Origin of the sequence: Variovorax sp. LjRoot84, from assembly GCF_964254305.1 — a bacterium.
Lineage (GTDB): Bacteria > Pseudomonadota > Gammaproteobacteria > Burkholderiales > Burkholderiaceae_C > Variovorax.
The window spans coordinates 5144287-5166195 of sequence record NZ_CAXUTE020000001.1 but is presented as its reverse complement, the minus strand read 5'-3'; the positions used below and the strand labels follow the sequence as shown (position 1 = coordinate 5166195).

Genomic DNA, 21909 nt, shown 5'->3' with positions numbered 1-21909 from the left:
TCAGGGCTTGCTGGCCGTCGGAAACGGCCAGGCTGCCTGGGGGTTCAGCGTCGTTTGCGCTGCAGGAGCAGGCGCTACGGCTGCCTTGGCGGGCGCTTTCGCGGCTTTCTTGGCAGCAGGCTTTTTCGCTGCTTTCTTGGCAGCAGGCTTCTTGGCTGCAGCCTTTTTCGCAGGCGCTTTCTTGGCAGGCGCCTTTTTCGCGGCGGCCTTCTTCGCCGGCGCCTTCTTGGCTGCTGCCTTCTTCGCAGGAGCCTTCTTGGCTGCTGCCTTCTTCGCAGGAGCCTTCTTCGCTGCTACCTTCTTGGCAGGAGCCTTCTTCGCTGCGGCCTTCTTCGCCGGTGCCTTCTTGGCTGCTACCTTCTTGGCAGGAGCCTTCTTCGCTACGACCTTCTTGGCGGCGACCTTCTTAGCCGGAGCCTTCTTTGCAGCGGCTTTCTTGGCCGGCGCTTTCTTTGCAGTTGCCATTTCTATTTTCTCCTTGATCAAGTTGAAAAAATCAACCTTTTGAAGCACTCCACGCATGTTGGTAGCGTGAAGCGATTCATGGCGTTGGAGCAAGCCCCAGCACCATGAACACCTGAGCTTTTCGCCGCCGCACTCTTCGGTGCGTGTAGCCGGCGAAAGCAATTCTTGAACTCACTTTATTTGTCGGAACGATTCAATCCCAGGAGAGCGCACCACCCGACTGATACTCGATCACGCGGGTTTCGAAGAAGTTGCGCTCCTTCTTCAGGTCAATCATTTCGCTCATCCAGGGGAACGGGTTTTCCTCGTTCGGGAAGAGCGTTTCCAGGCCGATCTGCTGCGCGCGCCGGTTGGCGATGTAGCGCAGGTAGCCCTTGAACATGGAGGCATTCATGCCGAGCACGCCGCGAGGCATGGTGTCTTCGGCGTAGCGGTACTCGAGCTCGACGGCCTTCAGGAAGAGGGCCTTGATCTCGGCCTTGAACTCCGCGGTCCAGAGGTGCGGATTCTCGAGTTTCAACTGGTTGATCAGGTCGATGCCGAAGTTGCAGTGCATCGACTCGTCGCGCAGGATGTACTGGTACTGCTCGGCGGCGCCGGTCATCTTGTTCTGGCGGCCCAGCGCGAGGATCTGGGTGAAGCCGACGTAGAAGAACAGGCCCTCCATCAGGCAGGCGAAGACGATCAGCGACTTGAGCAGGGTCTGGTCGTTCTCGTGCGTGCCGGTGTGGAAGTGCGGGTCGCTGATGGCTTCGATGAAGGGGATCAGGAACTGGTCCTTCTCGCGGATCGACGGCACCTCGTTGTAGGCGTTGAAGATCTCGCTCTCGTCCAGGCCGAGCGACTCGACGATGTACTGGTAGGCGTGCGTGTGGATCGCTTCCTCGAAGGCCTGGCGCAGCAGGAACTGGCGGCACTCGGGGGCCGTGATGTGGCGGTAGGTGCCCAGCACGATGTTGTTGGCGGCCAGCGAATCGGCGGTCACGAAGAAGCCGAGGTTGCGCTTGACGATGCGGCGCTCGTCTTCGGTCAGGCCGTTCGGGTCTTTCCAGAGCGCGATGTCGCGCGTCATGTTCACTTCCTGCGGCATCCAGTGATTGGCGCAGGTGGCGAGGTACTTCTCCCAGGCCCACTTGTACTTGAACGGAACCAACTGGTTGACGTCGGTCTGGCCGTTGATGATGCGCTTGTCGGCGGCCTTCACGCGGCGCGCGGCCTGTGCTTGCGGCATGGAAGCCGGAGCAGGCCGCAGTGCGGCGCCATCATCGAGTGTGCGCAAAGTCGGGGCGATAGGAGCAATTTGCGAAGTCGGGAACTCCGACGAGCGACCGACGGTCGCGTCGTTGTTTGATGAGTGCCGCAATCCTTGTTGCAGATCCTTTGGCAAGGAGGGCTTGACTTCTTCGTCCCAGGTCAACATAGAAAAATCCAATGCTCAAATTATGTGAGCAACGATGTGAGTTGCAAAGTGCTGCTTCACATCGCGCTCCAATTATGTTGCCGTTATGTTGTTCGCATGCATCGCCATTTGTCAGGCGATGCCGCGAATCACGGCAACTTCACGCTGACATCACTGGCACGCTTCGCACGTCGGATCGTCGACGCCGCAGAACGCGATGTCGGTCGCCGGCATCGCACTCAGCTGCGCTTGCGCTGCGAGCGCAGCCGCTTCGAGCGCACTCATGCCCGACGAAGATGCGTCGCCACTGCCATTGCTTCCCGAGGACACCGCGTTGAGCCGGCCCGATTGCACCGTCGATTTCTCGGCGTGCGTCGCGCTCTGCGTGCGCAGGTAGTAAGTGGTCTTCAGGCCGCGCAGCCACGCGAGCTTGTAGGTGTCGTCGAGCTTCTTGCCCGACGCGCCGGCCATGTAGATGTTGAGCGACTGCGCCTGGTCGATCCACTTCTGGCGACGCGCGGCGGCTTCCACCAGCCAGGTGGTTTCGACCTCGAACGCGGTGGCATAGAGCGCCTTGACGTCCTGCGGTACGCGGTCGATCGGGCGCAGCGAGCCGTCGAAGTGCTTGAGGTCCATCACCATCACGTCGTCCCACAGGCCCAGGCGCTTGAGGTCTCGCACCAGGTAGTGGTTGATGACGGTGAACTCGCCGGAGAGGTTCGACTTGACCGACAGGTTGCCGAAGCAGGGCTCGATCGAGGCGTCGACGCCGATGATGTTCGAGATGGTCGCCGTCGGCGCGATGGCGACGCAGTTCGAGTTGCGCATGCCGTCGGCCTTGATCTTCTGGCGCAGCGCATTCCAGTCGAGCGTGGACGAGCGGTCGACGTCGACGTAGCCGCCGCGCGCCTTCTCGAGCAGGTCGAGCGTGTCCGGCGGAAGCACTCCCTTGTCCCACAGCGAGCCCTTGTAGCTCGAATACTTGCCGCGCTCGCGCGCCAGTTCGGTCGAGGCCCAGTAGGCGTGGTAGCAGATCGCTTCCATCGACTCGTCGGCGAACTGCACCGCTTCCTGCGAGGCGTAGGGAATGCGCAGCTCGTACAGCGCGTCCTGGAAACCCATCACGCCGAGGCCGACCGGGCGATGGCGCAGGTTGGAGTCGCGCGCCTTCTTGACCGCGTAGTAGTTGATGTCGATCACGTTGTCGAGCATGCGCATCGCGGTCGAGATCGTGCGCTGGAGCTTTTCCTGGTCGACCTTGCCGTCCTTCAGATGCTGCAGCAGGTTGACCGAGCCGAGGTTGCAGACCGCGGTTTCGGTGTCGCTGGTGTTGAGCGTGATCTCGGTGCACAGGTTCGACGAATGGACCACGCCGGCATGCTGCTGAGGCGAGCGCACGTTGCAGGCATCCTTGAAGGTGATCCACGGATGCCCGGTCTCGAACAGCATCGTGAGCATCTTGCGCCAGAGATCGGTGGCCTGGACCGTGCGGCTCGGCTTGATCTCGCCGCGCGCGGCCTTCTCTTCGTAGGCGGCGTAGGCGGTCTCGAAGTCGGTGCCGAACTTGTCGTGCAGGTCGGGCACGTTGGAGGGCGAGAACAGCGTCCAGCTGCCCTTTTCCATCACGCGGCGCATGAACAGGTCGGGAATCCAGTTCGCCGTGTTCATGTCGTGCGTGCGGCGGCGGTCGTCGCCGGTGTTCTTGCGCAGTTCGAGGAACTCCTCGATGTCGAGGTGCCAGCTTTCCAGGTAGGTGCAGACCGCGCCCTTGCGCTTGCCGCCCTGGTTGACCGCCACCGCGGTGTCGTTCACCACCTTGAGGAAGGGCACCACGCCCTGCGACTCGCCGTTGGTGCCCTTGATGTGGCTGCCGAGCGCGCGCACACGGGTCCAGTCGTTGCCCAGGCCGCCCGCGAACTTGGACAGCAGGGCGTTTTCCTTGATCGACTCGTAGATGCCGTCGAGGTCGTCGGGCACCGTGGTCAGGTAGCAGCTCGAGAGCTGCGAGCGCAGCGTGCCGCTGTTGAACAGGGTGGGCGTGCTCGACATGAAGTCGAAGGAGGACAGCACTTCGTAGAACTCGATCGCGCGGGCTTCGCGGTCGATTTCATTGAGGGCCAGCCCCATCGCCACGCGCATGAAGAAAGCCTGCGGCAGTTCGATGCGGGTCTTGCGCACGTGCAGGAAGTAGCGGTCGTAGAGGGTTTGCAGGCCGAGGTAGTCGAACTGCAGGTCGCGCTGGGGCTTGAGCGCGGCGCCGAGGCGGTTCAGGTCGTACTGCAGCAGCTTCTCGTCGAGCAGCTCGTTGTCGACGCCCTTCTTGACGAACTGCGGGAAGTAGTCGGCGTAGGCCTGGGCACGTTCGGCCGGCATCACCTCGCGGCCGATGATCTCCTTGAAGATCGTGTGCAGCAGCAGGCGCGCGGTGGCGAAGGTGTAGTCGGGGTCCTTCTCGATCAGCGTGCGAGCCGCCAGGATCGACGCCTTGTAGACCTCGTCGAGCGGCACGCCGTCGTAGAGGTTGCGCATCGTTTCGGCCACGATCGGGCCGGCCGTGATGCTGTCGCCCAGGCCTTCGCAGGCGGATTCGATCAGGCCCTTGAGTTCGTTGAGGTCGAGCGCGACGCGCTCGCCGCGGTCGAGCACGTGCAGCGTCGAAACGGCGATCTGCGCGTCCTGTTCGCCCGACTTCGAGCGTTCCTGCGAGCGTCGCTCGCGGTACAGCACGTAGGCGCGCGCGATCTCGTGGTGGCCGCCGCGCATCAGGCCGAGTTCGACCTGGTCCTGCACGTCTTCGATGTGGAAGGTGCCGCCGCCCGGACGCGAGCGCACCATAGCGCGGACCACGCCCTGGGTCAGGTTGTCGACCGTCTCGCGCACGCTGGCGGAAGCCGCGCCCTGGGTGCCGTGCACCGCGAGGAAGGCCTTCATCATCGCGATCGCGATCTTGTTGGGCTCGAAGGGCACGACCGCGCCGTTGCGGCGAATGATCTGGTAGTGGGCGAGCGCGTTGCCGGCGGGCGAGCCTGCAACATCGTTTTTTTGAAGCGTCGAGGGTACGGCGCGAGGTGTGGCGGGGGTGTTCAGGGCAGTTTGCATTCGTTCCTCTGTTGGCAATTCTTGTTGGGGCGGTGGTGCCGCTTGCGGCCGGTTGCTCGGCATGAAGCACGGGGCAGGGCACACTATATCTAGGGTCTCGCGGGTCTACAACCCACTAGATGTAGTGTTTTCCCAATGGTTCAAGGAACAAGTTCACAGCGAAGAGCTCTCAGATGAAGAGCTATGCCGCGCCGTTGCTGACCCACCTTAGCGCCTGCCGCTGTCCATGGGCCCTGCAGGCGTTTTTGGGCCTGAAAGGCGCATGGTTGCTGCGCCGCCGGGGTTGCGCGATCGGCGTTGTTGCGCTGCATCCGCTGCGCATCGCGGGATGCATCGCGATTGAAAAATTTCAGCGCACCGCGACGTCGTCGGGGAACATCGCGCGGTCCCAGCCCAGTTGCTCCTGCAGCAGGCGCCAGTCGAAGCCGCTGCCTGGGTCCGCCTTGCGGCCCGGCGCAATATGTTCATGGCCCGCGATGAACGCGATCGCATGGCGCTGCGCGAGCGCCGGGCAAAGGCTCGCGAGGGTCTCGTACTGGGCGGGCTCGAAGCCTTCGCCCTCCAGGCCTTCGAGCTCGATGCCGATCGAGTCGTCGTTGCAGTTGGCGCGGCCGCGCCACGATGAAGGACCGGCATGCCAGGCGCGGTCGTCGCAACTCACGAACTGCCACAGCTCGCCGCTGCGGCGCACATAGAAATGGGTCGAGACCTCGATGCCGCGGATGGTCTGGAAGTAGGGATGCGCATCCCAGTCCAGCTGGTTCGTGAAAAGCTGCTGGACCTCGTCGCCGCCATAGCGTCCCGGCGGCAGGCTGATCGAATGCAGCACGATCAGATCGATCTGCGCGCCCTCGGGGCGCGGCCCGAAATTCGGCGAGCGCAGTTGCCGGGCGAAGCGGTACCAGCCGGCCTGCCAGAGGCCTGCGTTGTCTTCAGTCGTCGGCACCGTTGCCACTCGCCTCGTCGCCGCTGGGGGTCGCGATGCCCAGGCGCGCGATCCGGTAGCGAATCTGCCTGAGGCTCAGGCCGAGCCGCGCCGCGGCAGCGGTCCGGTTGAAGCCGCTCTCCTGCAGCGCACGCACGAGGATCTCGCGCTCCTGCTGGTCGAGATAACTCTGCAGGTCGCTCGGTACCGCGGGTGCCGGCTTTGCTTCGGAGGGCGCTGCTGTCGTGCTGGCTGCGGGCTGCTGTCCCGGAGTTGCCGGCGCCGGGGCCACAGGCAGTGTCATGCTGGCGCTGCCCACGAAATCGAGATGGAGCACGTCGCCATCGCTCAAGGCCACGGCGCGATGCAAAAGGTTTTCGAGCTCACGCACGTTGCCGTGCAGCGGATGCTCCGCGAGGCGCTGCAGCACCTCGGGCGAAAGAACAGGCACCGGCATGCCGGCATCGCGCGCGATGCGTGCGAGCAGGGCCTCGCAGAGTGCGGGCAGGTCTTCGCGCCGCTCGCGCAAGGCCGGCACCGCGATCTCGATCACGTTGAGGCGATAGAACAGGTCCTGGCGGAAGCGGCCGGCTTGCACCTCGGCCTGCAGATCCTTGTGGGTCGCGCTCACGATGCGCACGTCGACCGCATCTTCCTGGGTCGAACCGATCGGGCGCACGCTGCGCTCCTGGATCGCGCGCAGCAACTTGGATTGCATCGGAAGCGGCAGGTCGCCGATCTCGTCGAGGAACAGCGTGCCGCCGCGGGCGGCCTGGAAGTAGCCGTCGCGGTCCTGCAAGGAGCCGGTGTAGGAGCCTTTTCTCGCACCGAAGAATTCGGCCTCGAGCAGATTCTCGGGAATCGCGCCGCAATTGACGGCGACGAAGGGCCCCTCGCTGCGCTGGCTGCAGGCATGCACCGCGCGTGCCACCAGTTCCTTGCCGGTGCCGGACTCGCCGCGCACCAGCACCGGCGCCATGCCGCGCGCCACCTTGGCGATGCGGGACTTGACGAGGCGCATCGGCTCGGACGCGCCAACCAGCCGTTCGAGCGCAGCCAAGCCGGCGTTGCTGGTCGTCGCCGCGACCTTGCTGCTGCCCTCGTCGGCCTGGCGCATGGGCCGTGCAGGCGCAGCCTGGGCCTGCACGGCAGAGGCGACGACGGCGCGGAACTGCTTGAGGTCCACCGGCTTGGTGAGGTAGTCGAAGGCGCCGGCCTTGAGGGCCTCGACCGCGTTCTCGGCCGAGCCGTAGGCCGTCATCACCACGCAGCGCTCGCTGCGCTGGTCCTGCTGGATGCGCTGCAGGATCTCCATGCCGAGCCCGTCGGGCAGGCGCATGTCGGTGATCACGGCATCGAAGCGGCCCGCGTCCAGGTGCTCGCGGGCTTCCGACACGCTGCCGGCCGCCTCGACCCGGTAGCCCTCGCGCAGCAGCGTGAGTTCATAGAGCGTGCGCAGGTCGGGCTCGTCGTCGACGACCAGGATCTGGGCAGGGGGCCGAGGTGCTGAGGAGGTGGGGGTGCTCACGGCGCTATTGTGTCAGCCGGGTCTCGCCCGCAGCGAAGGAGACGAAGAATTCGTTGCCTTCCGGCCCCGCTGCGTAAAGGGCGCGGCGCTCGTAGCCGATCGTCGCGCCGTGCCGCTCGCACAGCTCGCGGCAGAGGAAGAGGCCGAGGCCGCTGGAGCGGCTTTCGGAGGAGAAGAAGGGTTCGAACAGATGGCGCTGCACCGCAGGTTCGAGCGGTGCGCCGTCGCTCCACACCTGCAGGCTGGCGCGGCCGGCCGCGTTCTGGCGCGTCGTTACCTGGATCGAGCCTTCGCGATCGCCGGCATAGCGCGCGGCGTTGTCGAGCAGGTTCACGAGGATGCGCCGCAGATGTTCGATGTCGAAGCGCACCACGCTGCCGGCCGCTTCGAGAACCAGCAGCACGCCCTGGCGCTGCGAGTGCCGCACCCACTCCTCGGCGAGCGTGCGCACGGTCGAATCGAGGGCCAGCTGTTCGCCCAGCGGCAGCACCCGCTGCTGGCGGGCCCGCGCGACATCGAGCACTTCGTCGACGATGCGCGAGAGCCGCTGTGCGTTCTGCTGCACCATCGTCGTCAATTGGCGGTGCGCCGGGTCGACCAGGTCCTCGCCCAGCAGCGCGCTGGCCTGGGTGATGGCGGCCAGCGGGTTGCGGATCTCGTGCGCGACGGCCGCCGACATGCGGCCCATGGCCGCCAGCTTCTCGGTGCGGATGCGCGCCTGGAGCTCGCGCAGGTCCTGCAGGAACATCACGCACAGGCTCTCGGTGTGGCGGTCGGTGCCCGGCGTGAGCCGCGTGCGGACCCGTACCTCGCGCGGCGCGCCCTGCGCCTGCGCGACCGGAATTTCCTTCGATTGCGGCGTGCGCCGCGCGAAGGTCTGGCGCGCAATCGCGGCCAGGGCGGCCCAGGCCGGATAGGTGCTCAGCGCGAAGGGCAGTGCGAGTTCTGCCAGCCCTTGCCCGAGAATCGCGTTGGCGGCGGGGTTGGCGGCATGCACCTGCCCTCGCTCGTCGATCACGAGCACGCCTTCGCTGAGGGTCTCGATCACGAGGTCGTTCACCAGCGCGTGCATCTGGGCGGTGCTTCGATTGCGCTGCGCCAGCGCTTCTTCGCGCGTGAGCCGCCGCGCCAGCTCGTGCGCGAGCAGCGCCACCACGAACAGGCCGGTGCCGGTCAGCGCCGCCTGCACGAAACGCGGCGATGCGTCGCTCGGCTGCTGCAGCCAGTACCAGCCCGCATGCACCAGCAGCAGCAGCGTGACGGCCGCGGTGGTGCCCAGGCCCACCATGCCCGAGCCCAGCACCGCGCCCATCAGCACCGGCAAGGCAAAGAGCGGCGTGTAGTTGATGCTGCCGATCTGCAGCAGTTGCAGCGCGGTGAAGGTGATCAGGTCGATGCCGATGGTCGAAAGCCAGGCGGCGCCGAAGCCGCGCACCGGCAGCTGGAAGAGCGCATAGCGTGCCGCCAGCAAGGCCGCCCCCAGGTAGCCGACGGACAGCGCGATCGCCGCCGGCTCCAGCGGCTGACCGAGCGCGAAGGTCACCGCCTGCAACAGCAGCAGCACGACGGCGACGAAGCAGCGCGCGGTCATGAAGCCGCGCCACAGGCGCAGCAGCGCCGAGCTTTCGCGGCCGAACTGATCGAGCAGGCTCCAGTCCGTCGCCGGCTCGCCACGCGACCAGAGGAAAGTGCTCATCGGCAACGCGCCTCAGTGCGCAGCCGCCTGGCGGTGCGCAGCGCTGCAATACACCGCGCCGTCGGGTCCGCTGATGGCATCCGCTGCCGGCAGATGCAGCCCGCAATGGGCGCAGCGCACCATGGCCTGCGGCGCCCCGACGGCCGGCGTGGCGGGCGGCGGCGGCGGCGGGCGCGAGCGCATCTCGTCGCGCCGATTCTTGCGCCAGAGCCAGATCGCCACGAAGACCACGGCGAGGACGAGCAGGTATTTCATGGTGTCGCGCGCGCCAGCACCACTTCGAGCACGAAGCGCGATCCGACGTAGGCCAGCAGCAGCAGGGCGGAGCCCGCGTAGAGCACGCGCCGGGCCGTGCGGCCGCGCCAGCCGAAGCGAGCGCGCCCGATCAGCAGCACCGCGAAACTGAGCCAGGCCAGCACCGAGAACACGGTCTTGTGGTCCCATTTCCAGGCCCGCGCACTGGCGCCGTACAGCGTCTCGCTGAACAGCAGGCCGGCGAGCAGCGTGGCCGACAGCAGCACGAAGCCGGCGGTGACGAAGCGGAAGGTGAGGCGCTCCATCGTCAGCAGCGGCACACCGCCCTGCGGCTCGGCCGCGAGCCGGATCTGCTTTTCGGCACGGGTCATGAGCCAGGCATGCACCACCGCCGCGGCGAACAGGCCGTACGAGGCGATGCCGAGCGCCAGGTGCAGCGGCAGCCAGGGCGAGGCCGACACATGCAGCGGCGTGCCGGGGAACAGCACGGCGAGCAGCACCGCCGCCGCGCCCAGCGCCGCAAGCACGCGCCGCACCTTGAGCTGCGGGTACATGCGGCTTTCGATCGCGTAGACCGTCAGCACCAGCCAGGCCGTGACCGACAGCGCCGGCGCGAAGCCGAAGCGCGGATCGCCGCCGACCAGCCCGACGCCCAGTGCGCAGGCGTGCAGCAGCCAGGCCAGCCCGAGCAGCCATTGCATGGAGGGGCGGCCCAGCCAGGAAGAGGCAGCGGCGGTCGTGCCATAGGCGGCGGCGGTGGCGATGCCCAGCGCCACGCCGAGTGGGGAGGGGATCGCTAAAATCATCGGTCGGAGTTTAGCGTCTCGCCTTGGCGAGACGCCTCTCGCTCCCGTCTATATACCGGTCCCGCCGAGCGGGAAGCACCATGGCCACCGCCCTCACCGAAAAATTCTCCCGCCTCGTCAAGCAGGTCAGCGGCCAGGCCCGCATTACCGAAAGCAATGTGCAGGACATGCTGCGTGAAGTGCGCATGGCCTTGCTCGAAGCCGACGTCGCCCTGCCCGTGGTGCGCGATTTCGTCGCCCGCGTGAAAGAAAAAGCGCTTGGCCAGGAGGTGCTCGGCTCGCTGAAACCCGGCCAGGCGCTGATCGGCATCGTCAACCGCGAACTCGCCGCGACCATGGGCGAAGGCGTGGCCGACATCAACCTGGTGGCCCAGCCGCCGGCCGTGATCCTGATGGCTGGCCTGCAGGGCGCCGGCAAGACCACCACCACCGCCAAACTGGCCAAGCACCTGATCGAAAAGCGCAAGAAGAAGGTGCTGACCGTGTCGGGCGACGTCTATCGTCCGGCGGCCATCGAGCAGCTCAAGACGGTCACGAAGCAGGCCGGGGCCGAATGGTTCCCGAGCACGCCCGAACAGAAGCCGCTCGACATCGCACGCGCCGCGCTCGACCATGCCAAGCGCCATTTCTTCGACGTGCTGCTGGTCGACACGGCCGGCCGTCTCGCGATCGACGAGGTGCTGATGACCGAGATCCAGCAGCTGCACACCGCACTGAACCCGGTCGAAACCCTGTTCGTGGTCGATGCGATGCAAGGCCAGGATGCGATCAATACGGCCAAGGCCTTCAAGGAAGCGCTGCCGCTGACCGGCATCATCCTGACCAAGACCGACGGCGATTCGCGCGGCGGCGCGGCGCTGTCGGTGCGGCAGGTGACGGGCGTGCCGATCAAGTTCGCCGGTGTCAGCGAGAAGATCGACGGGCTGGAGGTGTTCGATGCCGAGCGCCATGCCGGACGCATCCTTGGCATGGGCGACATCGTCGCGCTGGTCGAGCAGGTTACGGCCGGCGTTGACGTCGCGGCCGCGCAGAAGCTGGCGGCCAAGGTCAAGAGCGGCGCCGGCTTCGACCTCAACGACTTCCTCGGCCAGCTGCAGCAGATGAAGCAGATGGGTGGCCTCTCCAGCATCATGGACAAGCTGCCCGCGCAGATGGCGGCCAAGGCCACCGAGGCCGACATGACGCGCGCCGAGCGCGACATCCGGCGCAAGGAAGGGATCATCAACAGCATGACGCCGCTGGAACGGCGCAAACCCGAGCTGCTCAAGGCCACGCGCAAGCGCCGCATCGCGGCCGGCGCTGGTGTGCAGGTTCAGGAAGTGAACCGGCTGCTCAACGAGTTCGAGCAGATGCAAGGGATGATGAAGAAGATGAAGGGCGGCGGCCTCATGAAGATGATGAAGCGTATGGGCGGCATGAAGGGGATGCCCGGAATGGGCGGAGGCGGGATGCCGCGCTTCTGACCGCAATCCTGTGTCAAGGATCACGGGAAAGCGGGGCATTCGGAACGCGAACTTCATGGTTGGGGGGCGCTCCAACGTTTGAGTTCAGCGGACGCCGAAGGCGGCTCGCAGCAACGATGGACTAGGGCTCGGATTGGGGCACCACTGCCCGCGATCGTCCGCTGATGGCCACACGGCCTCGGCCGCTTGCTGCCTCATGACTCGTAGACGTAAAAAAGCCCCTGAGCGTCGCTCGGGCCTGCGAGGTGCTGCGCCGGGCGGAGAGCTGGTCGGCTGTGATGTTGGTGCCCGGCCCGGTGCTTGGCTACCGTTACCGTGGCGACCTGCCCGGCAAAGCCACCTACCGACTGATGCTCGTCAGGGAGCCGCGATCGGCTCCTTGCGGAAGAAGCATGCCGGCAGGATGGCGCCGGAAATGTGCTCGATGGAGCGCTCCTCTACTTTGTGCTTCAGGAACAACTCGCGCCAGCCTTCGACCACCTCCACCATCTTGTCGATGACCCGCTGAGCCTCTTCGAGATTGAGGCCAAAGCTTCCGCAGTCCGACAGCAGGTTGTACACGCTAGCCACGCGGCCATAGCGCCCTGCCTCGAGCGCCAGGTCTCGCCGCTCCAGGGAAATTAGCGGAACCGGCACGATGTCGTAGGCCGGGGACAGGCGCCAGCCGCCTGTGGTGCGGAGCATGGCGTGGTTGCGCGGGTGGTCGTCGTTGTTGGTGACCATCGCGTTGAAGACCATGCGGCGGAACAGCTCCAGCCTGTCAGCATCGGGCTTGACGGACCAGCGGAGGATTTCGTCGGCGAGCAGCATGTACGACCAACGGTCGCGGCCGGTGTAGCCGTCCTCGGCGTCCAGAACGGTGAGCCCCGACACCAGGCCATGCCGCGCATAGGAGTTGGCATCTGGGTTCCATTCCCGGTCGAAGCGCAGCAGCATCAGCGCTTCCGCCTTGCCGACCGACTCCATCCGTGTGCCGCAGACGTTCAGGCCAGCCGCGCGGGCGAGTTCGAGCGTCGCGTACTCGATGCGTTGCATGTTGTGCTTATCCTGCCTCTCGGGAAGCTTGGCCAAGTAGATGTGATGGTCGTCTTCGACCGTGACCTTGGGGCGCGCGCCACCCATGCTGGTACCAGGTTCCAGGCTCTCCAGCACCTCGTAAGGCAGCTTGCCTGTCTCCTCGAGCTGCTCAGCCACCTCGGACAGGGCTTCTAGCTGGTGTGTGCGGTTGAATGGCTTGGCCGGGCCCGGGGGGTGTACCGACAGGCCGAAACGCAAGTTGCCTGCCCCGTCGTCAGGGCCGGTGAGCAAGTACTCCATTTCGGATATTTCCGCCTCTTCGCGCTCGAGGCGAGCTTGGATGACTCGGCGGCCCCATGCGTCCGGACTGGCGTCTCGCAAGGCGCCCGGGATACCCTTGAGCTTGGTGATTTGCATCGGCTTGTCGGTGAGCTTGAGACGGTACGGGTCGAGTTCGACGACGTTTTGCCGCTCAAGGTAGCGCTTGCCGTAGGTGAAGGTGCCCTGGAATGCACCCGCACCCACCTCCTTGACCTTCAGCGAGGCGCAAGGCACCCATTCGAATGTGCCTGACAGCTGGGTGTAAACGTAGCAGAGGTTTTCTTTGTCGGCCATGGAGCGCTTTTAGAAGTCGTTGTCGGAGGCCGGGGCGCGCACGCGCTGCGGCCGGGAGGCTGCTTCGAGAATCTTTCCGTGCTCGTCGGTGTCCGGATTGGCGACGCCGCGAATGGTGTCCAGTAGCCCGAGCTTCCAGAGCACGCTCATGAACGTACCCAAGGCGATGCCGGGCTCGCCGTTTTCGAGGCGGTACAAGGAGCGCCGGCCGATGTCGCAGGCCTGCGCCAGGTCCTCTGTGCTCATGCGGCGGCGGACGCGCGCGGTGCGCACGTGCTGCCCAAGCTCTTCAAGGTGCTTAAGCACTTCGCGTGGGAGTTGTTTGCTCGACTCACGAGCCATATATGACCCATTAAATGAAATAATGGGTCATATTAGTCGCAGCTCGAATGCTCGTCAAGTCGCCGGGCCAAATGTGGCTCGATATACGAACTTGCGGGCCACATATGGCCAGGAATACTCATCCGGCGGCGGACGCAGCCCGGCGTTGTGCGCGCTCGATCAGCGTCGGCACGGCGTCAGATAAATGCTCTCCGAGCCGGTTCTTTTCGGTAACGTCAGGCACCAAGTTTGCCGACCACAAGTTGCCATTGCGCACCATCCTGCGGGCGATCCTCATCTTTGCTGCAAACGTCAAGGGCATCAGCGCCTGCGCCCTCTCTCGTCAGCTCGGGGTGACCTATCAGACGGCGTTTGTCCTCTTGCACAAGATCCGCGAGAGCATCGTGGACGCAACGCCAGACACGCAGTTGGACGGCATCGTTCACATGGATGGCGCGCACGTCTCAGGCAGAGTCCGAAAGCCGCGGGTCAAGAAGCCAGCGACGAAGACTCAGGCGCGCGATCGCATCGATGTTTCCGCCAATCCCACGCATCCGAATCGTCGAATCGTGATGGTCATCCGGGAAGTGGCACACGCGTGGCTTCGGCGCGGTCCGTACTGTCGTCGAAGTCACCAAAAGCGAGACGTCAAAGGTTGCCAACGCTCTGGCAAAGAAGTACATCGTGCGGGATGCGCAAGTCCATACGGATGAGCATCCGGCATACGCGGAATTCATGGCCAGGTACGAGCACAGAACCGTCAACCACAGCACGGAATTTTCGACTGATGATGGTGTGAGCAACAACCAGGCTGAAAGCTACTTTTCAAGAATGCGACGCATGGTTATGTCCCGATGTTTCCACCGAGAGGCGCGCTCAATCTAGTGCATCAGCTAGAGAATGCCGACCGCAATAAAAAAAGCCCGCTGACAGCGGGCTTTTTTATGGCGAGATCAGCGCGTCACATGCGTGCCAGTCTTACTGCATGCATCCACGCCCTGCGCAGCACGGCCGGCGAGCGCGACTCTTCGGGAATCAGCAGGAAGCCGCGATCGCGCAGCGAGTTGCCCAGTGCAATCTGGCTGGTCAGCACGGTCAGCGGGATCGCCAGCAGCAGCGGCAGGCCGACCGGCATCAGCCAGGCCAGCGCACCGGCGTCGATCAGCGCGATACCGACCGCCAGCGCCGCGATCACCAGGGTCATCGGCGCCAGCTGCGCGGCGGCGATGCGCCACGGCACAGCGGCCGCTTCGCGCGGAGGCGACTTCCAGTCCAGCTTGATGCCGGTGAGCGCCACGATCACGAACAGCGAGTGGGCCAGCATGCGGACCGGCGCTTGCACGATGGCCAGCGCGCTTTCGAGCGCGGCGCTCTTGAGCAGGCTGCCGATGCCGCCGTACTGGCGCTGCTCGCCGCGCATCAGCACGGCCGCGATGCCCAGGATGCGGGGCAGGAACAAGAGGCACAGCGTCCACAGCCAGAGGCCGGCCAGTTCCATCGGCATCACCAGCCAGTGGGCGACCACGCTGGAGCCGGTGAGCCACAGGGCCGTGCCCAGCGTCAGGAAGGCGAGCCACAGCGGCGCCGAGACATAGGCCATGGTGCCGGTGACGAACATCGCGCGGTGCACGGAATGCAGGCCCGGTTCGGCCATCAGGCGCGCGTTCTGCAGGTTGCCCTGGCACCAGCGGCGGTCGCGCTGCAGTTCGGCCAGGAGGTCCGGCGGCTGCTGCTCGTAGCTGCCGACCAGGTCGGCCACCAGCCACACGTGGTAGCCGGCGCGGCGCATCAGCGCGGCCTCGACGAAGTCGTGCGACATGATGCCGCCCGACATGCCGCCGGTGCCCTTGATCGGCGCCAGCGCGCAGTGTTCCATGAAGGGTTCGACGCGGAGGATCGCGTTGTGGCCCCAGTAGTGCGATTCGCCGAGCTGCCAGAACTGCATGCCGAGCGTGAACAGGCGGCCCGTCATGCGCGATGCGAACTGCTGGGCGCGGGCATGCAGCGTGACGTGGCCGATGGCCTGCGTCGCGGTCTGGATGATGCCGGCCGTCGGGTTGGCTTCCATCAGCTTGACCATCGAGGTCAGGCAGTCGCCGCTCATCACGCTGTCGGCATCGAGGACCACCATGTAGCGGTAGTCCTTGCCCCAGCGGCGGCAGAAGTCGGCCACGTTGCCGGCCTTGCGATGGGTGCGGCGCTTGCGCAGGCGGTAGTAGACCTCGACCTGCGGCTGGTTCGGGCTCTCGGCCAGCGCGGCGCGCAGCTCTTCCCAGGCGGCGCGTTCGGCGGCGGCAACCTCGGGCGTGTAGCTGTCGGACAGCACGAACACGTCGAACTGCCGCGCATGGCCGGTCGCGGCCACCGATTCGCAGGTCGCGCGCAGGCCGGCGAACACCGTGGCCACGTCCTCGTTGCAGATCGGCATGATGATCGCCGTGCGCGCTTCCGGATTCATCGGATGGTCGGCCACCTGCTTGGCCGAGAGCGCGTGCTTGTCGCCGCGCACCGAGACGTAGAAGCCCATCAGCGCGGTCACGAAACCGGTCACGACCCAGCCCGAGAGCAGGCCGTAGAGGGCGATCTGGCTGTACTCGAGCCAGAGGTTGTCGTAGTCGGGCTGCACGCGGGCGAACAGCGTCGAGGCGATCAGCGTGCTGAAGACGGTGAGCGCCATGAAGGCCAGGCGCCGCTGCGTGGCGGCACGCTGCCAGGGCTGCTTGGCCGCCCGGGCCGGCGCCGCGCCGCGCGCCGCCTGGGCTGCGCTGCCGGCGCCGAGCTTGACCAAGAGGGCCGTGCCGATGCTGTTCCAGAAGCCGCGCCAGGGGCGGGGCGCCATCGAACCGCGGTTGATCGGGGGCGCCGTCACCGAATTGGGATGGCGCTCTTCGCGGATCGGGCTGCGGTGCGAAAAATCCGCGGCCGTCAGCACTTTCAGTTGGGAGAAATCGTTGGGCTTCATATGCGACTCACCACCGTTGCTTCTGGACGGATGGCGTGTCGCCGATTGCCGGAAAGCGCTTGAACACGCAGTCCGGTGCGGCACCGCCGGCGTTTGCCAGCGCGGCCGCCGAATGACCCGCGGCACGGGGCCGCGAGAGGGAAAACTGCTTTTGACGCAGGCCGTCGCGCTGCGGACGCAGTGCGAAAGATGGGCTGTTGTGTGCTGTCATGCCTCTACAGGGGCAAACCCTGTGCCAGCATGGAAAAACGCTTTCAGATCAAGCGCTTAGATCGCTTCGGTGGCCTTTCGACTGACCGTGAACCCCGCGAGGGCTCCAAAACCCCCGAATTTGTCGCCGAATCCCGACAAGCTCTGGAGTCGCGCTGAGGATGTTCAATCGAATCAACGACTTAGCTGCGTCGCTCGTCGGCGACAGGATCGCCGCCGGGCGACGCCGCGTCGGCCTTGAAGTGGCCGGGCGTGAGTTCGTGCTTCTGCAGCAGCCGGTAGAACTCGGTGCGGTTGCGGTCGGCCAGGCGCGCCGCGTCGGCCACGTTGCCGTCGGTCAGCTTGAGCAGGCCGACCAGGTAATCGCGCTCGAAACGCTGCTTGGCTTCGGCGTAGGTCTGGACCTCGACGCTCGGTACGCGCAGTGCGCGCTGCACCAGCGCCAGCGGGATCAGCGGCGAGCTCGAAAGCGCGCAGACCTGCTCGACCACGTTGAACAGCTGCCGCACATTGCCCGGCCACGAGGCGGTGGTCAGCGCCTTCAGCGCCTCGGGCGCGAAGCCGGAGAGGCGCTTGCCGTACTTGGTCGAGAGCCGCTGGAGGAAATGGTTGGCCAGAAGCGGAATGTCTTCGCGCCGCGCCGCGAGCGTCGGCAGGTTCAGCGTGACGACATTGAGCCGGTAATAGAGATCTTCCCGGAACTGCCCGGCTTCCATGGCCGCATCGAGATCGCGGTGGGTGGCGGAGATGATCCGCACATCGACCGTGATCGACTGGGTTGCACCCACCGGCCGCACCGCGCGCTCCTGCAGCACCCGCAGCAGCTTGACCTGCAGGGCCGGCGGCATGTCGCCGATCTCGTCGAGCAGCAACGTGCCGCCGTCAGCCTGCTGGAACAGGCCCTTGTGGTTGGCGACCGCGTCGGTGAAAGCGCCCTTCATGTGGCCGAAGAGCTCCGACTCCAGCAGCGCCTCGGGGATGGCCCCGCAATTGACCGCCACGAAGGGCTTGTCGGCGCGCGCACTGGCGCGGTGGATCGCACGCGCCAGCAGCTCCTTGCCGGCGCCGCTGTCGCCGCGCAGCAGCACGCTGGCGTCCGACTTGGCCACCATGCGGGCCTCGGCCAGCAGCTCGGACATGCGGTTGCTCCGGCTCACGATCTCCGAGCGCCAGCTTTCGTCGCCGCCCTTGCCGCTGCCGGTCGACGGCGCGCCGAGCGCCAGCGCCTGGGCGATCTTGTCGAGCAGCTCGCGCGCGTCGTAGGGCTTGGTCAGGTAGGTGAAGACGCCGCGCGCCGTGGCCTCGACCGCGTCGGGAATGGTGCCGTGCGCGGTCAACAGGATCACCGGCAGCGTCGGATGGCGCTTGCGGATCTCGTCGAACAGCGCCAGGCCGTCGCGGCCCGGCAGCCGCACGTCGCTCAGGACCAGCTGCGGATGCTCGATCTCGAGCTGCGTCAGCGCCGATTCCGCCGAGGTCACGGCCGTGACCTGGTAGCCGGCCCCGGTGAGCCGCATCGACAGCAGCCGCAGCATGTCCGCGTCGTCGTCGACGACGAGGAGGCGGGCGCCGCTGCTGCTGTTGCTCATGGTGCGGGCTTGGGCGTGCTCGGCACCGGGGCCGCCGGTGGCGGGCTGTTGGGCCGCGAAAAGCTGCGCTCGATCGCGCGCAGCGCCTCGATGCGGTCGTTCAACTGGTCGATGCGCCGCTGGCTGTCGCGCAGCTGTTGGGCCTGCCGTTCGCGGTCGTCCTCGACGCGGCGCTGCTCCTGGTAGCGGGCAGCGAGCGCGCGGGCCAGCGGCTGCAAGGGCTGGGCATCGGCCGAGGGGTTGGCGGCCACGCGCTGCATCAGGCCGATGGCGCGTACGAGGTCGGCCGGAACGCGGGTCTGCGCCAGAACCAGCGCGACCTGCATCTGCGTCAGGGGGACGTCGCCGGGCTCGCCGAGGCGCGCGAGTTCGGCCGCGAGTTCGTTGCCGCCGAGCGGCCGCACCCTGTCGGCGTAGGCGAGCAGGGCGGCCACCGGGCCCTGCGTGAGCTGCGTGAACACCAGGGCCGGCTGCGTGGCCGGAGCCATCGGCTCGGCTTCGACCGGCATGACGGGCGGGGGCGGCGGCGGCGCGGGCACCACGGCGACGGCTTCGGCCGGCGGCTTGGGAGGTGCGCTGCACGCGGCGAGCAGCATCGGCACGACGAGCGTCATGACGAAAGCGGATCTGCGGACGATCGGAGAAAAAAGCATGGGTCGGAAGTAGCGCGTGGAGCGGCAGAGTTCAGGCGGAGCGCGGCAGTTCGATGCGGAAGCGTGCGCCGGGCCCCTCCGGCAGCAGCGTGATGCGGCCGCCATGAGCCGCAATGTACTCCTGCACGATCGACAGCCCGATCCCGGTGCCCTTGACCGAATGCTGGGGTTGCCGCTCGCCGCGGAAGAAAGGTTCGAAGATGCGGTCGCGATCGCCCTCGGCGATGCCGGGGCCGGCGTCCTCGATGTCGATGCGTGCGGTGTCGGCCGTGCTCGAGACGGCGATCGCGATGGTGCCTCCGCGAGTCGAAAAACGGATCGCGTTCGACAGCAGGTTGGCCAGCGCGGTGCCCAGCTTCACCGGGTCCACCACCACTGCGATCGGCTCGCCTTCCGCCCGCACCGTGAGGCCGTTGGCCTGCCACTGCAGGCGCTGGGCCTCGATCTGTTCCTCGATCAGCGGCAACAGCGGCGTGCGCTGGCGGCGCAGCTCGCGCGCCTCGAAGGCCGCCGCGTTGAAGCGCAGCAAGGCCTCGATCTGTCCCTGCAGCGCGATGGTGTTCTGCTGCAGGATCTGCGCGACCTCGCGCTGCGCCGGGTTCAAGGCGCCGGTCACGCCGTCTTCCAGCAGCGAGACGCCTTCGCGCAGCGCGGCCAGCGGTGTCTTGAGTTCATGCGACACGTGACGCAGGAAGCGTGCCTTGTCGGCGTCCAGCTCGGTGAGCCGCAGCCGCAGCCATTCGAGTTGCTGCGATACGCGGCGCACGTCGGCCGGGCCGCGGATGTCGATCGGCTCGTCGAGCCGATTTTCCCCGAGCCCGACGATGGCGTGCTCCAACCGCTTGAAGGGCCGCGCCAGCCAGATGCCGAAGGCGAGCGCGAGCGATACCGCCAGCGCGCTGGCGGCCAGCACCTCGCGCATCAGCCGCCGGCGCGCGTTCTCGATGCGCTGCGCGAGCGCGTTGTTCTGCGTCTCGATCAGGAACTGGACCTGCTGCGCGATGTTGGTGTTCAGCGCGTCGAGGTCTCGGAATTGCATCGCCATCGAGCTCTCGCGCGCGAGCGCGGTCTCGGGAGCGCCGCCCATCAGGCCCTCGATCACGCTCATCTGGGCCCGCCACTGGTCGGGGCCGGCGGACGGCAGGCCGTTGACGCCGAGGCGATCGAGCACGTGGCGGGCGTCGCGCGCGGCCTCGTCGAAACGGCGGCGCAGCACCGCATCGTTGAGCACCAGCGACTGGCGCCCCGCGCGCTCCATCGCGGCGCTGCGCTCGGCCAGCGACTGCGCCGCGCCCGACAGCGTGAGGGCGCGCGCGGCCGCGTCGCGGCTCTGCGTCACCAGCGCGTCGTACTGGAACACCGAACGCAGCGCGACGCCCACGAGCAGCGCCGTGATCAGCAGGAACGCGAACAGCAGCAGCTGCCGGAACGAGCCGCGCGCCGACTTCAGTTTCGCCATCAGGCCGCCGGCACCGCGGCTTCGCGCGCCGATGCCTGGGGCGATTCGGCGGGCGGGACCTCGCCGCGCAGCGTGTAGGCCAGCGAGCGGGTGATGCGCACGTCGATCATGCGGCCGACCAGCCGCGCATCGCCTTCGAAATTGACCACCCGGTTGCACTCGGTGCGGCCCATCAGCTCGTGCGCATCCTTGCGCGAAGGTCCTTCGACCAGCACGCGCTGCAGCGTGCCGACGCGGCTTTCGCCGAAGCGCTTGACGTTGCCGTCGATCACGGCCTGCAGCCGCTGCAGCCGCGCGAGCTTGACCGCATGCGGCGTGTCGTCGGGCAGGGCGGCCGCCGGCGTGCCGGGGCGCGGGCTGAAGATGAAGCTGAAGCTGTTGTCGAACTCGAGATCGTCGATCAGCTTCATCATCTTGTCGAAGTCGGCATCGGTCTCGCCCGGGAAGCCGACGATGAAGTCGCTGCTGAGCGAAAGGCCGGGGCGGATGGCGCGCAGCTTGCGCACCGTGCTCTTGTATTCCATCGCCGTGTAGCCGCGCTTCATCGCCATCAGGATGCGGTCGCTGCCGTGCTGCACCGGCAGGTGCAGGTGGCTCACGAGCTGCGGCACGCGGGCATAGGCCTCGATCAGCCGCGGCGTGAACTCGTTCGGGTGGCTGGTGGTGTAGCGGATGCGCTCGATGCCGGGAATCTCGGCGATGTATTCGATGAGCAGGGCGAAGTCGGCGATCTCCGCCGTGTCGCCCATCCTGCCGCGGTAGGCATTGACGTTCTGGCCCAGCAGTGTGACTTCGCGCACGCCCTGGTCGGCCAGGCCCGCGACCTCGACCAGCACGTCGTCGAGCGGGCGGTTCACTTCCTCGCCGCGCGTGTAGGGCACCACGCAGTAGCTGCAGTACTTGGAGCAGCCTTCCATGATCGAGACGAAGGCGGTCACGCCCTCGACGCGCGCCGGCGGCAGGTGGTCGAACTTCTCGATCTCGGGGAAGCTGATGTCGACCTGCGGCCGGCCTTCGCGCTCGCGCTGGTTCAGCATCTCGGGCAGGCGGTGCAGGGTCTGCGGGCCGAAGACCACGTCGACGTAGGGCGCACGCGCGATGATGGCCGCGCCCTCCTGGCTCGCCACGCAGCCGCCGACGCCGATCTTCACGCCGCGGGCCTTGAGATGCTTGACGCGGCCCAGGTCGGAGAACACCTTCTCCTGCGCCTTCTCGCGCACCGAGCAGGTGTTGAAGAGGATCAGGTCGGCCTCGTCCACGTTGGTGGTCGGCTCGTAGCCCTGGGCGGCGTGCAGCACGTCGGCCATCTTGTCCGAGTCGTACTCGTTCATCTGGCAGCCGAAGGTCTTGATGAAAACTTTGGGGGTCATGGGGTGCTCCCGGTGAGGTCCGGTTGGCCTTGCTCTTTTGTCATGGCGCGCCTGGCCGGCGGCAAGGCGGCCGGGCC

18 protein-coding genes are annotated in these 21909 nt (G+C 66.6%); 3 read left to right on the top strand and 15 right to left on the bottom strand.

Annotated elements, in window-relative coordinates; translation table 11 throughout:
- The 8 genes from ACSQ9I_RS25530 to ACSQ9I_RS25495 all read right to left on the bottom strand — a co-directional run bounded on the left by ACSQ9I_RS25530 (position 1) and on the right by ACSQ9I_RS25495 (position 10173).
- Positions 1-465 carry a histone H1-like DNA-binding protein gene (locus ACSQ9I_RS25530; protein ID WP_436315827.1) on the bottom strand — a complete coding sequence of 155 codons (465 nt, stop codon included), beginning with the start codon at positions 463-465 and terminating at the stop codon, positions 1-3.
- Positions 466-658: 193 nt separating this feature from the next.
- The gene (locus ACSQ9I_RS25525) at positions 659-1885 is read right to left on the bottom strand and encodes a ribonucleotide-diphosphate reductase subunit beta (protein ID WP_436314933.1); all 1227 of its coding nucleotides are present in this window, start codon (positions 1883-1885) and stop codon (positions 659-661) included.
- Between the two features lie 150 nt (positions 1886-2035).
- Positions 2036-4963 (bottom strand): ribonucleoside-diphosphate reductase subunit alpha, encoded by a 2928-nt coding sequence (locus ACSQ9I_RS25520; protein WP_436314932.1) that lies wholly within the window; start codon positions 4961-4963, stop codon positions 2036-2038.
- Between the two features lie 349 nt (positions 4964-5312).
- Positions 5313-5909, bottom strand: coding sequence for a 1,6-anhydro-N-acetylmuramyl-L-alanine amidase AmpD (gene ampD / locus ACSQ9I_RS25515; protein ID WP_436314931.1), 597 nt, complete (start codon positions 5907-5909; stop codon positions 5313-5315).
- The gene (locus ACSQ9I_RS25510) at positions 5896-7416 is read right to left on the bottom strand and encodes a sigma-54-dependent transcriptional regulator (protein ID WP_436314930.1); all 1521 of its coding nucleotides are present in this window, start codon (positions 7414-7416) and stop codon (positions 5896-5898) included. Before ACSQ9I_RS25510 ends, ampD begins: the two co-directional genes overlap by 14 nt.
- Before the next feature lie 4 nt (positions 7417-7420).
- Positions 7421-9112: a two-component system sensor histidine kinase NtrB gene (locus ACSQ9I_RS25505; RefSeq protein WP_436314929.1), complete on the bottom strand. Its 1692-nt coding sequence runs from the start codon at positions 9110-9112 to the stop codon at positions 7421-7423.
- A 12-nt stretch (positions 9113-9124) separates the two neighbouring features.
- The gene (locus ACSQ9I_RS25500; RefSeq protein WP_436293608.1) at positions 9125-9367 is read right to left on the bottom strand and encodes a PP0621 family protein; all 243 of its coding nucleotides are present in this window, start codon (positions 9365-9367) and stop codon (positions 9125-9127) included.
- On the bottom strand, positions 9364-10173 hold the full coding sequence (locus ACSQ9I_RS25495) for a cytochrome C assembly family protein (RefSeq protein ID WP_436293607.1): 810 nt from the start codon (positions 10171-10173) through the stop codon (positions 9364-9366). The genes ACSQ9I_RS25500 and ACSQ9I_RS25495 overlap by 4 nt, the downstream gene beginning before the upstream one ends.
- Before the next feature lie 80 nt (positions 10174-10253).
- On the opposite strand from ACSQ9I_RS25495, the gene ffh reads away from it, so the two are divergent.
- Positions 10254-11636, top strand: coding sequence for a signal recognition particle protein (gene ffh / locus ACSQ9I_RS25490; RefSeq protein ID WP_436315826.1), 1383 nt, complete (start codon positions 10254-10256; stop codon positions 11634-11636).
- Positions 11637-11993: 357 nt separating this feature from the next.
- Here ffh and ACSQ9I_RS25485 read toward each other — a convergent pair whose 3' ends face one another.
- Both ACSQ9I_RS25485 and ACSQ9I_RS25480 read right to left on the bottom strand, forming a co-directional pair.
- Positions 11994-13268 (bottom strand): type II toxin-antitoxin system HipA family toxin, encoded by a 1275-nt coding sequence (locus ACSQ9I_RS25485; RefSeq protein ID WP_436314928.1) that lies wholly within the window; start codon positions 13266-13268, stop codon positions 11994-11996.
- Between the two features lie 9 nt (positions 13269-13277).
- Positions 13278-13610: a helix-turn-helix domain-containing protein gene (locus tag ACSQ9I_RS25480; protein ID WP_436314927.1), complete on the bottom strand. Its 333-nt coding sequence runs from the start codon at positions 13608-13610 to the stop codon at positions 13278-13280.
- Positions 13611-13858: 248 nt separating this feature from the next.
- Here ACSQ9I_RS25480 and ACSQ9I_RS25475 point away from each other — a divergent pair, with 248 nt between their 5' ends.
- Together ACSQ9I_RS25475 and ACSQ9I_RS25470 are read left to right on the top strand one after the other, a co-directional pair.
- Positions 13859-14302: a hypothetical protein gene (locus ACSQ9I_RS25475; RefSeq protein WP_436314926.1), complete on the top strand. Its 444-nt coding sequence runs from the start codon at positions 13859-13861 to the stop codon at positions 14300-14302.
- The gene (locus tag ACSQ9I_RS25470) at positions 14256-14474 is read left to right on the top strand and encodes a transposase (RefSeq protein ID WP_436315825.1); all 219 of its coding nucleotides are present in this window, start codon (positions 14256-14258) and stop codon (positions 14472-14474) included. Before ACSQ9I_RS25475 ends, ACSQ9I_RS25470 begins: the two co-directional genes overlap by 47 nt.
- 76 nt (positions 14475-14550) lie before the next feature.
- On the opposite strand, the gene mdoH is transcribed toward ACSQ9I_RS25470, so the two are convergent.
- From mdoH to miaB, 5 genes are all read right to left on the bottom strand, one after another.
- Positions 14551-16551 (bottom strand): glucans biosynthesis glucosyltransferase MdoH, encoded by a 2001-nt coding sequence (gene mdoH / locus ACSQ9I_RS25465; protein ID WP_436314924.1) that lies wholly within the window; start codon positions 16549-16551, stop codon positions 14551-14553.
- 392 nt (positions 16552-16943) lie between these two features.
- A complete protein-coding gene (locus tag ACSQ9I_RS25460; RefSeq protein ID WP_436314923.1) occupies positions 16944-18350 on the bottom strand; it encodes a sigma 54-interacting transcriptional regulator in 1407 nt (468 codons plus the stop codon).
- Positions 18347-18964, bottom strand: coding sequence for a hypothetical protein (locus tag ACSQ9I_RS25455; protein ID WP_436314922.1), 618 nt, complete (start codon positions 18962-18964; stop codon positions 18347-18349). Before ACSQ9I_RS25455 ends, ACSQ9I_RS25460 begins: the two co-directional genes overlap by 4 nt.
- Positions 18965-19034: 70 nt before the next feature.
- Positions 19035-20462 (bottom strand): sensor histidine kinase, encoded by a 1428-nt coding sequence (locus tag ACSQ9I_RS25450; protein WP_436293603.1) that lies wholly within the window; start codon positions 20460-20462, stop codon positions 19035-19037.
- Entirely contained in the window at positions 20462-21832 is a 1371-nt protein-coding gene (gene miaB, locus ACSQ9I_RS25445) for a tRNA (N6-isopentenyl adenosine(37)-C2)-methylthiotransferase MiaB (RefSeq protein ID WP_436314920.1), read from the bottom strand. Before miaB ends, ACSQ9I_RS25450 begins: the two co-directional genes overlap by 1 nt.
- Between the last annotated feature and the right edge of the window lie 77 nt (positions 21833-21909).

What these genes read in the sequence shown, in the direction of transcription:
- ACSQ9I_RS25530 (WP_436315827.1), bottom strand. Translation starts at nt 465, where the DNA reads ATGGCAACTGCAAAGAAAGCGCCGGCCAAGAAAGCCGCTGCAAAGAAG.
- ACSQ9I_RS25525 (WP_436314933.1), bottom strand. Translation starts at nt 1,885, where the DNA reads ATGTTGACCTGGGACGAAGAAGTCAAGCCCTCCTTGCCAAAGGATCTG.
- ACSQ9I_RS25520 (WP_436314932.1), bottom strand. Translation starts at nt 4,963, where the DNA reads ATGCAAACTGCCCTGAACACCCCCGCCACACCTCGCGCCGTACCCTCG.
- ACSQ9I_RS25505 (WP_436314929.1), bottom strand. Translation starts at nt 9,112, where the DNA reads ATGAGCACTTTCCTCTGGTCGCGTGGCGAGCCGGCGACGGACTGGAGC.
- ACSQ9I_RS25500 (WP_436293608.1), bottom strand. Translation starts at nt 9,367, where the DNA reads ATGAAATACCTGCTCGTCCTCGCCGTGGTCTTCGTGGCGATCTGGCTC.
- ACSQ9I_RS25495 (WP_436293607.1), bottom strand. Translation starts at nt 10,173, where the DNA reads ATGATTTTAGCGATCCCCTCCCCACTCGGCGTGGCGCTGGGCATCGCC.
- ffh (WP_436315826.1), top strand. Translation starts at nt 10,254, where the DNA reads ATGGCCACCGCCCTCACCGAAAAATTCTCCCGCCTCGTCAAGCAGGTC.
- ACSQ9I_RS25485 (WP_436314928.1), bottom strand. Translation starts at nt 13,268, where the DNA reads ATGGCCGACAAAGAAAACCTCTGCTACGTTTACACCCAGCTGTCAGGC.
- ACSQ9I_RS25480 (WP_436314927.1), bottom strand. Translation starts at nt 13,610, where the DNA reads ATGGCTCGTGAGTCGAGCAAACAACTCCCACGCGAAGTGCTTAAGCAC.
- mdoH (WP_436314924.1), bottom strand. Translation starts at nt 16,551, where the DNA reads ATGAAGCCCAACGATTTCTCCCAACTGAAAGTGCTGACGGCCGCGGAT.
- ACSQ9I_RS25460 (WP_436314923.1), bottom strand. Translation starts at nt 18,350, where the DNA reads ATGAGCAACAGCAGCAGCGGCGCCCGCCTCCTCGTCGTCGACGACGAC.
- ACSQ9I_RS25455 (WP_436314922.1), bottom strand. Translation starts at nt 18,964, where the DNA reads ATGACGCTCGTCGTGCCGATGCTGCTCGCCGCGTGCAGCGCACCTCCC.
- ACSQ9I_RS25450 (WP_436293603.1), bottom strand. Translation starts at nt 20,462, where the DNA reads ATGGCGAAACTGAAGTCGGCGCGCGGCTCGTTCCGGCAGCTGCTGCTG.
- miaB (WP_436314920.1), bottom strand. Translation starts at nt 21,832, where the DNA reads ATGACCCCCAAAGTTTTCATCAAGACCTTCGGCTGCCAGATGAACGAG.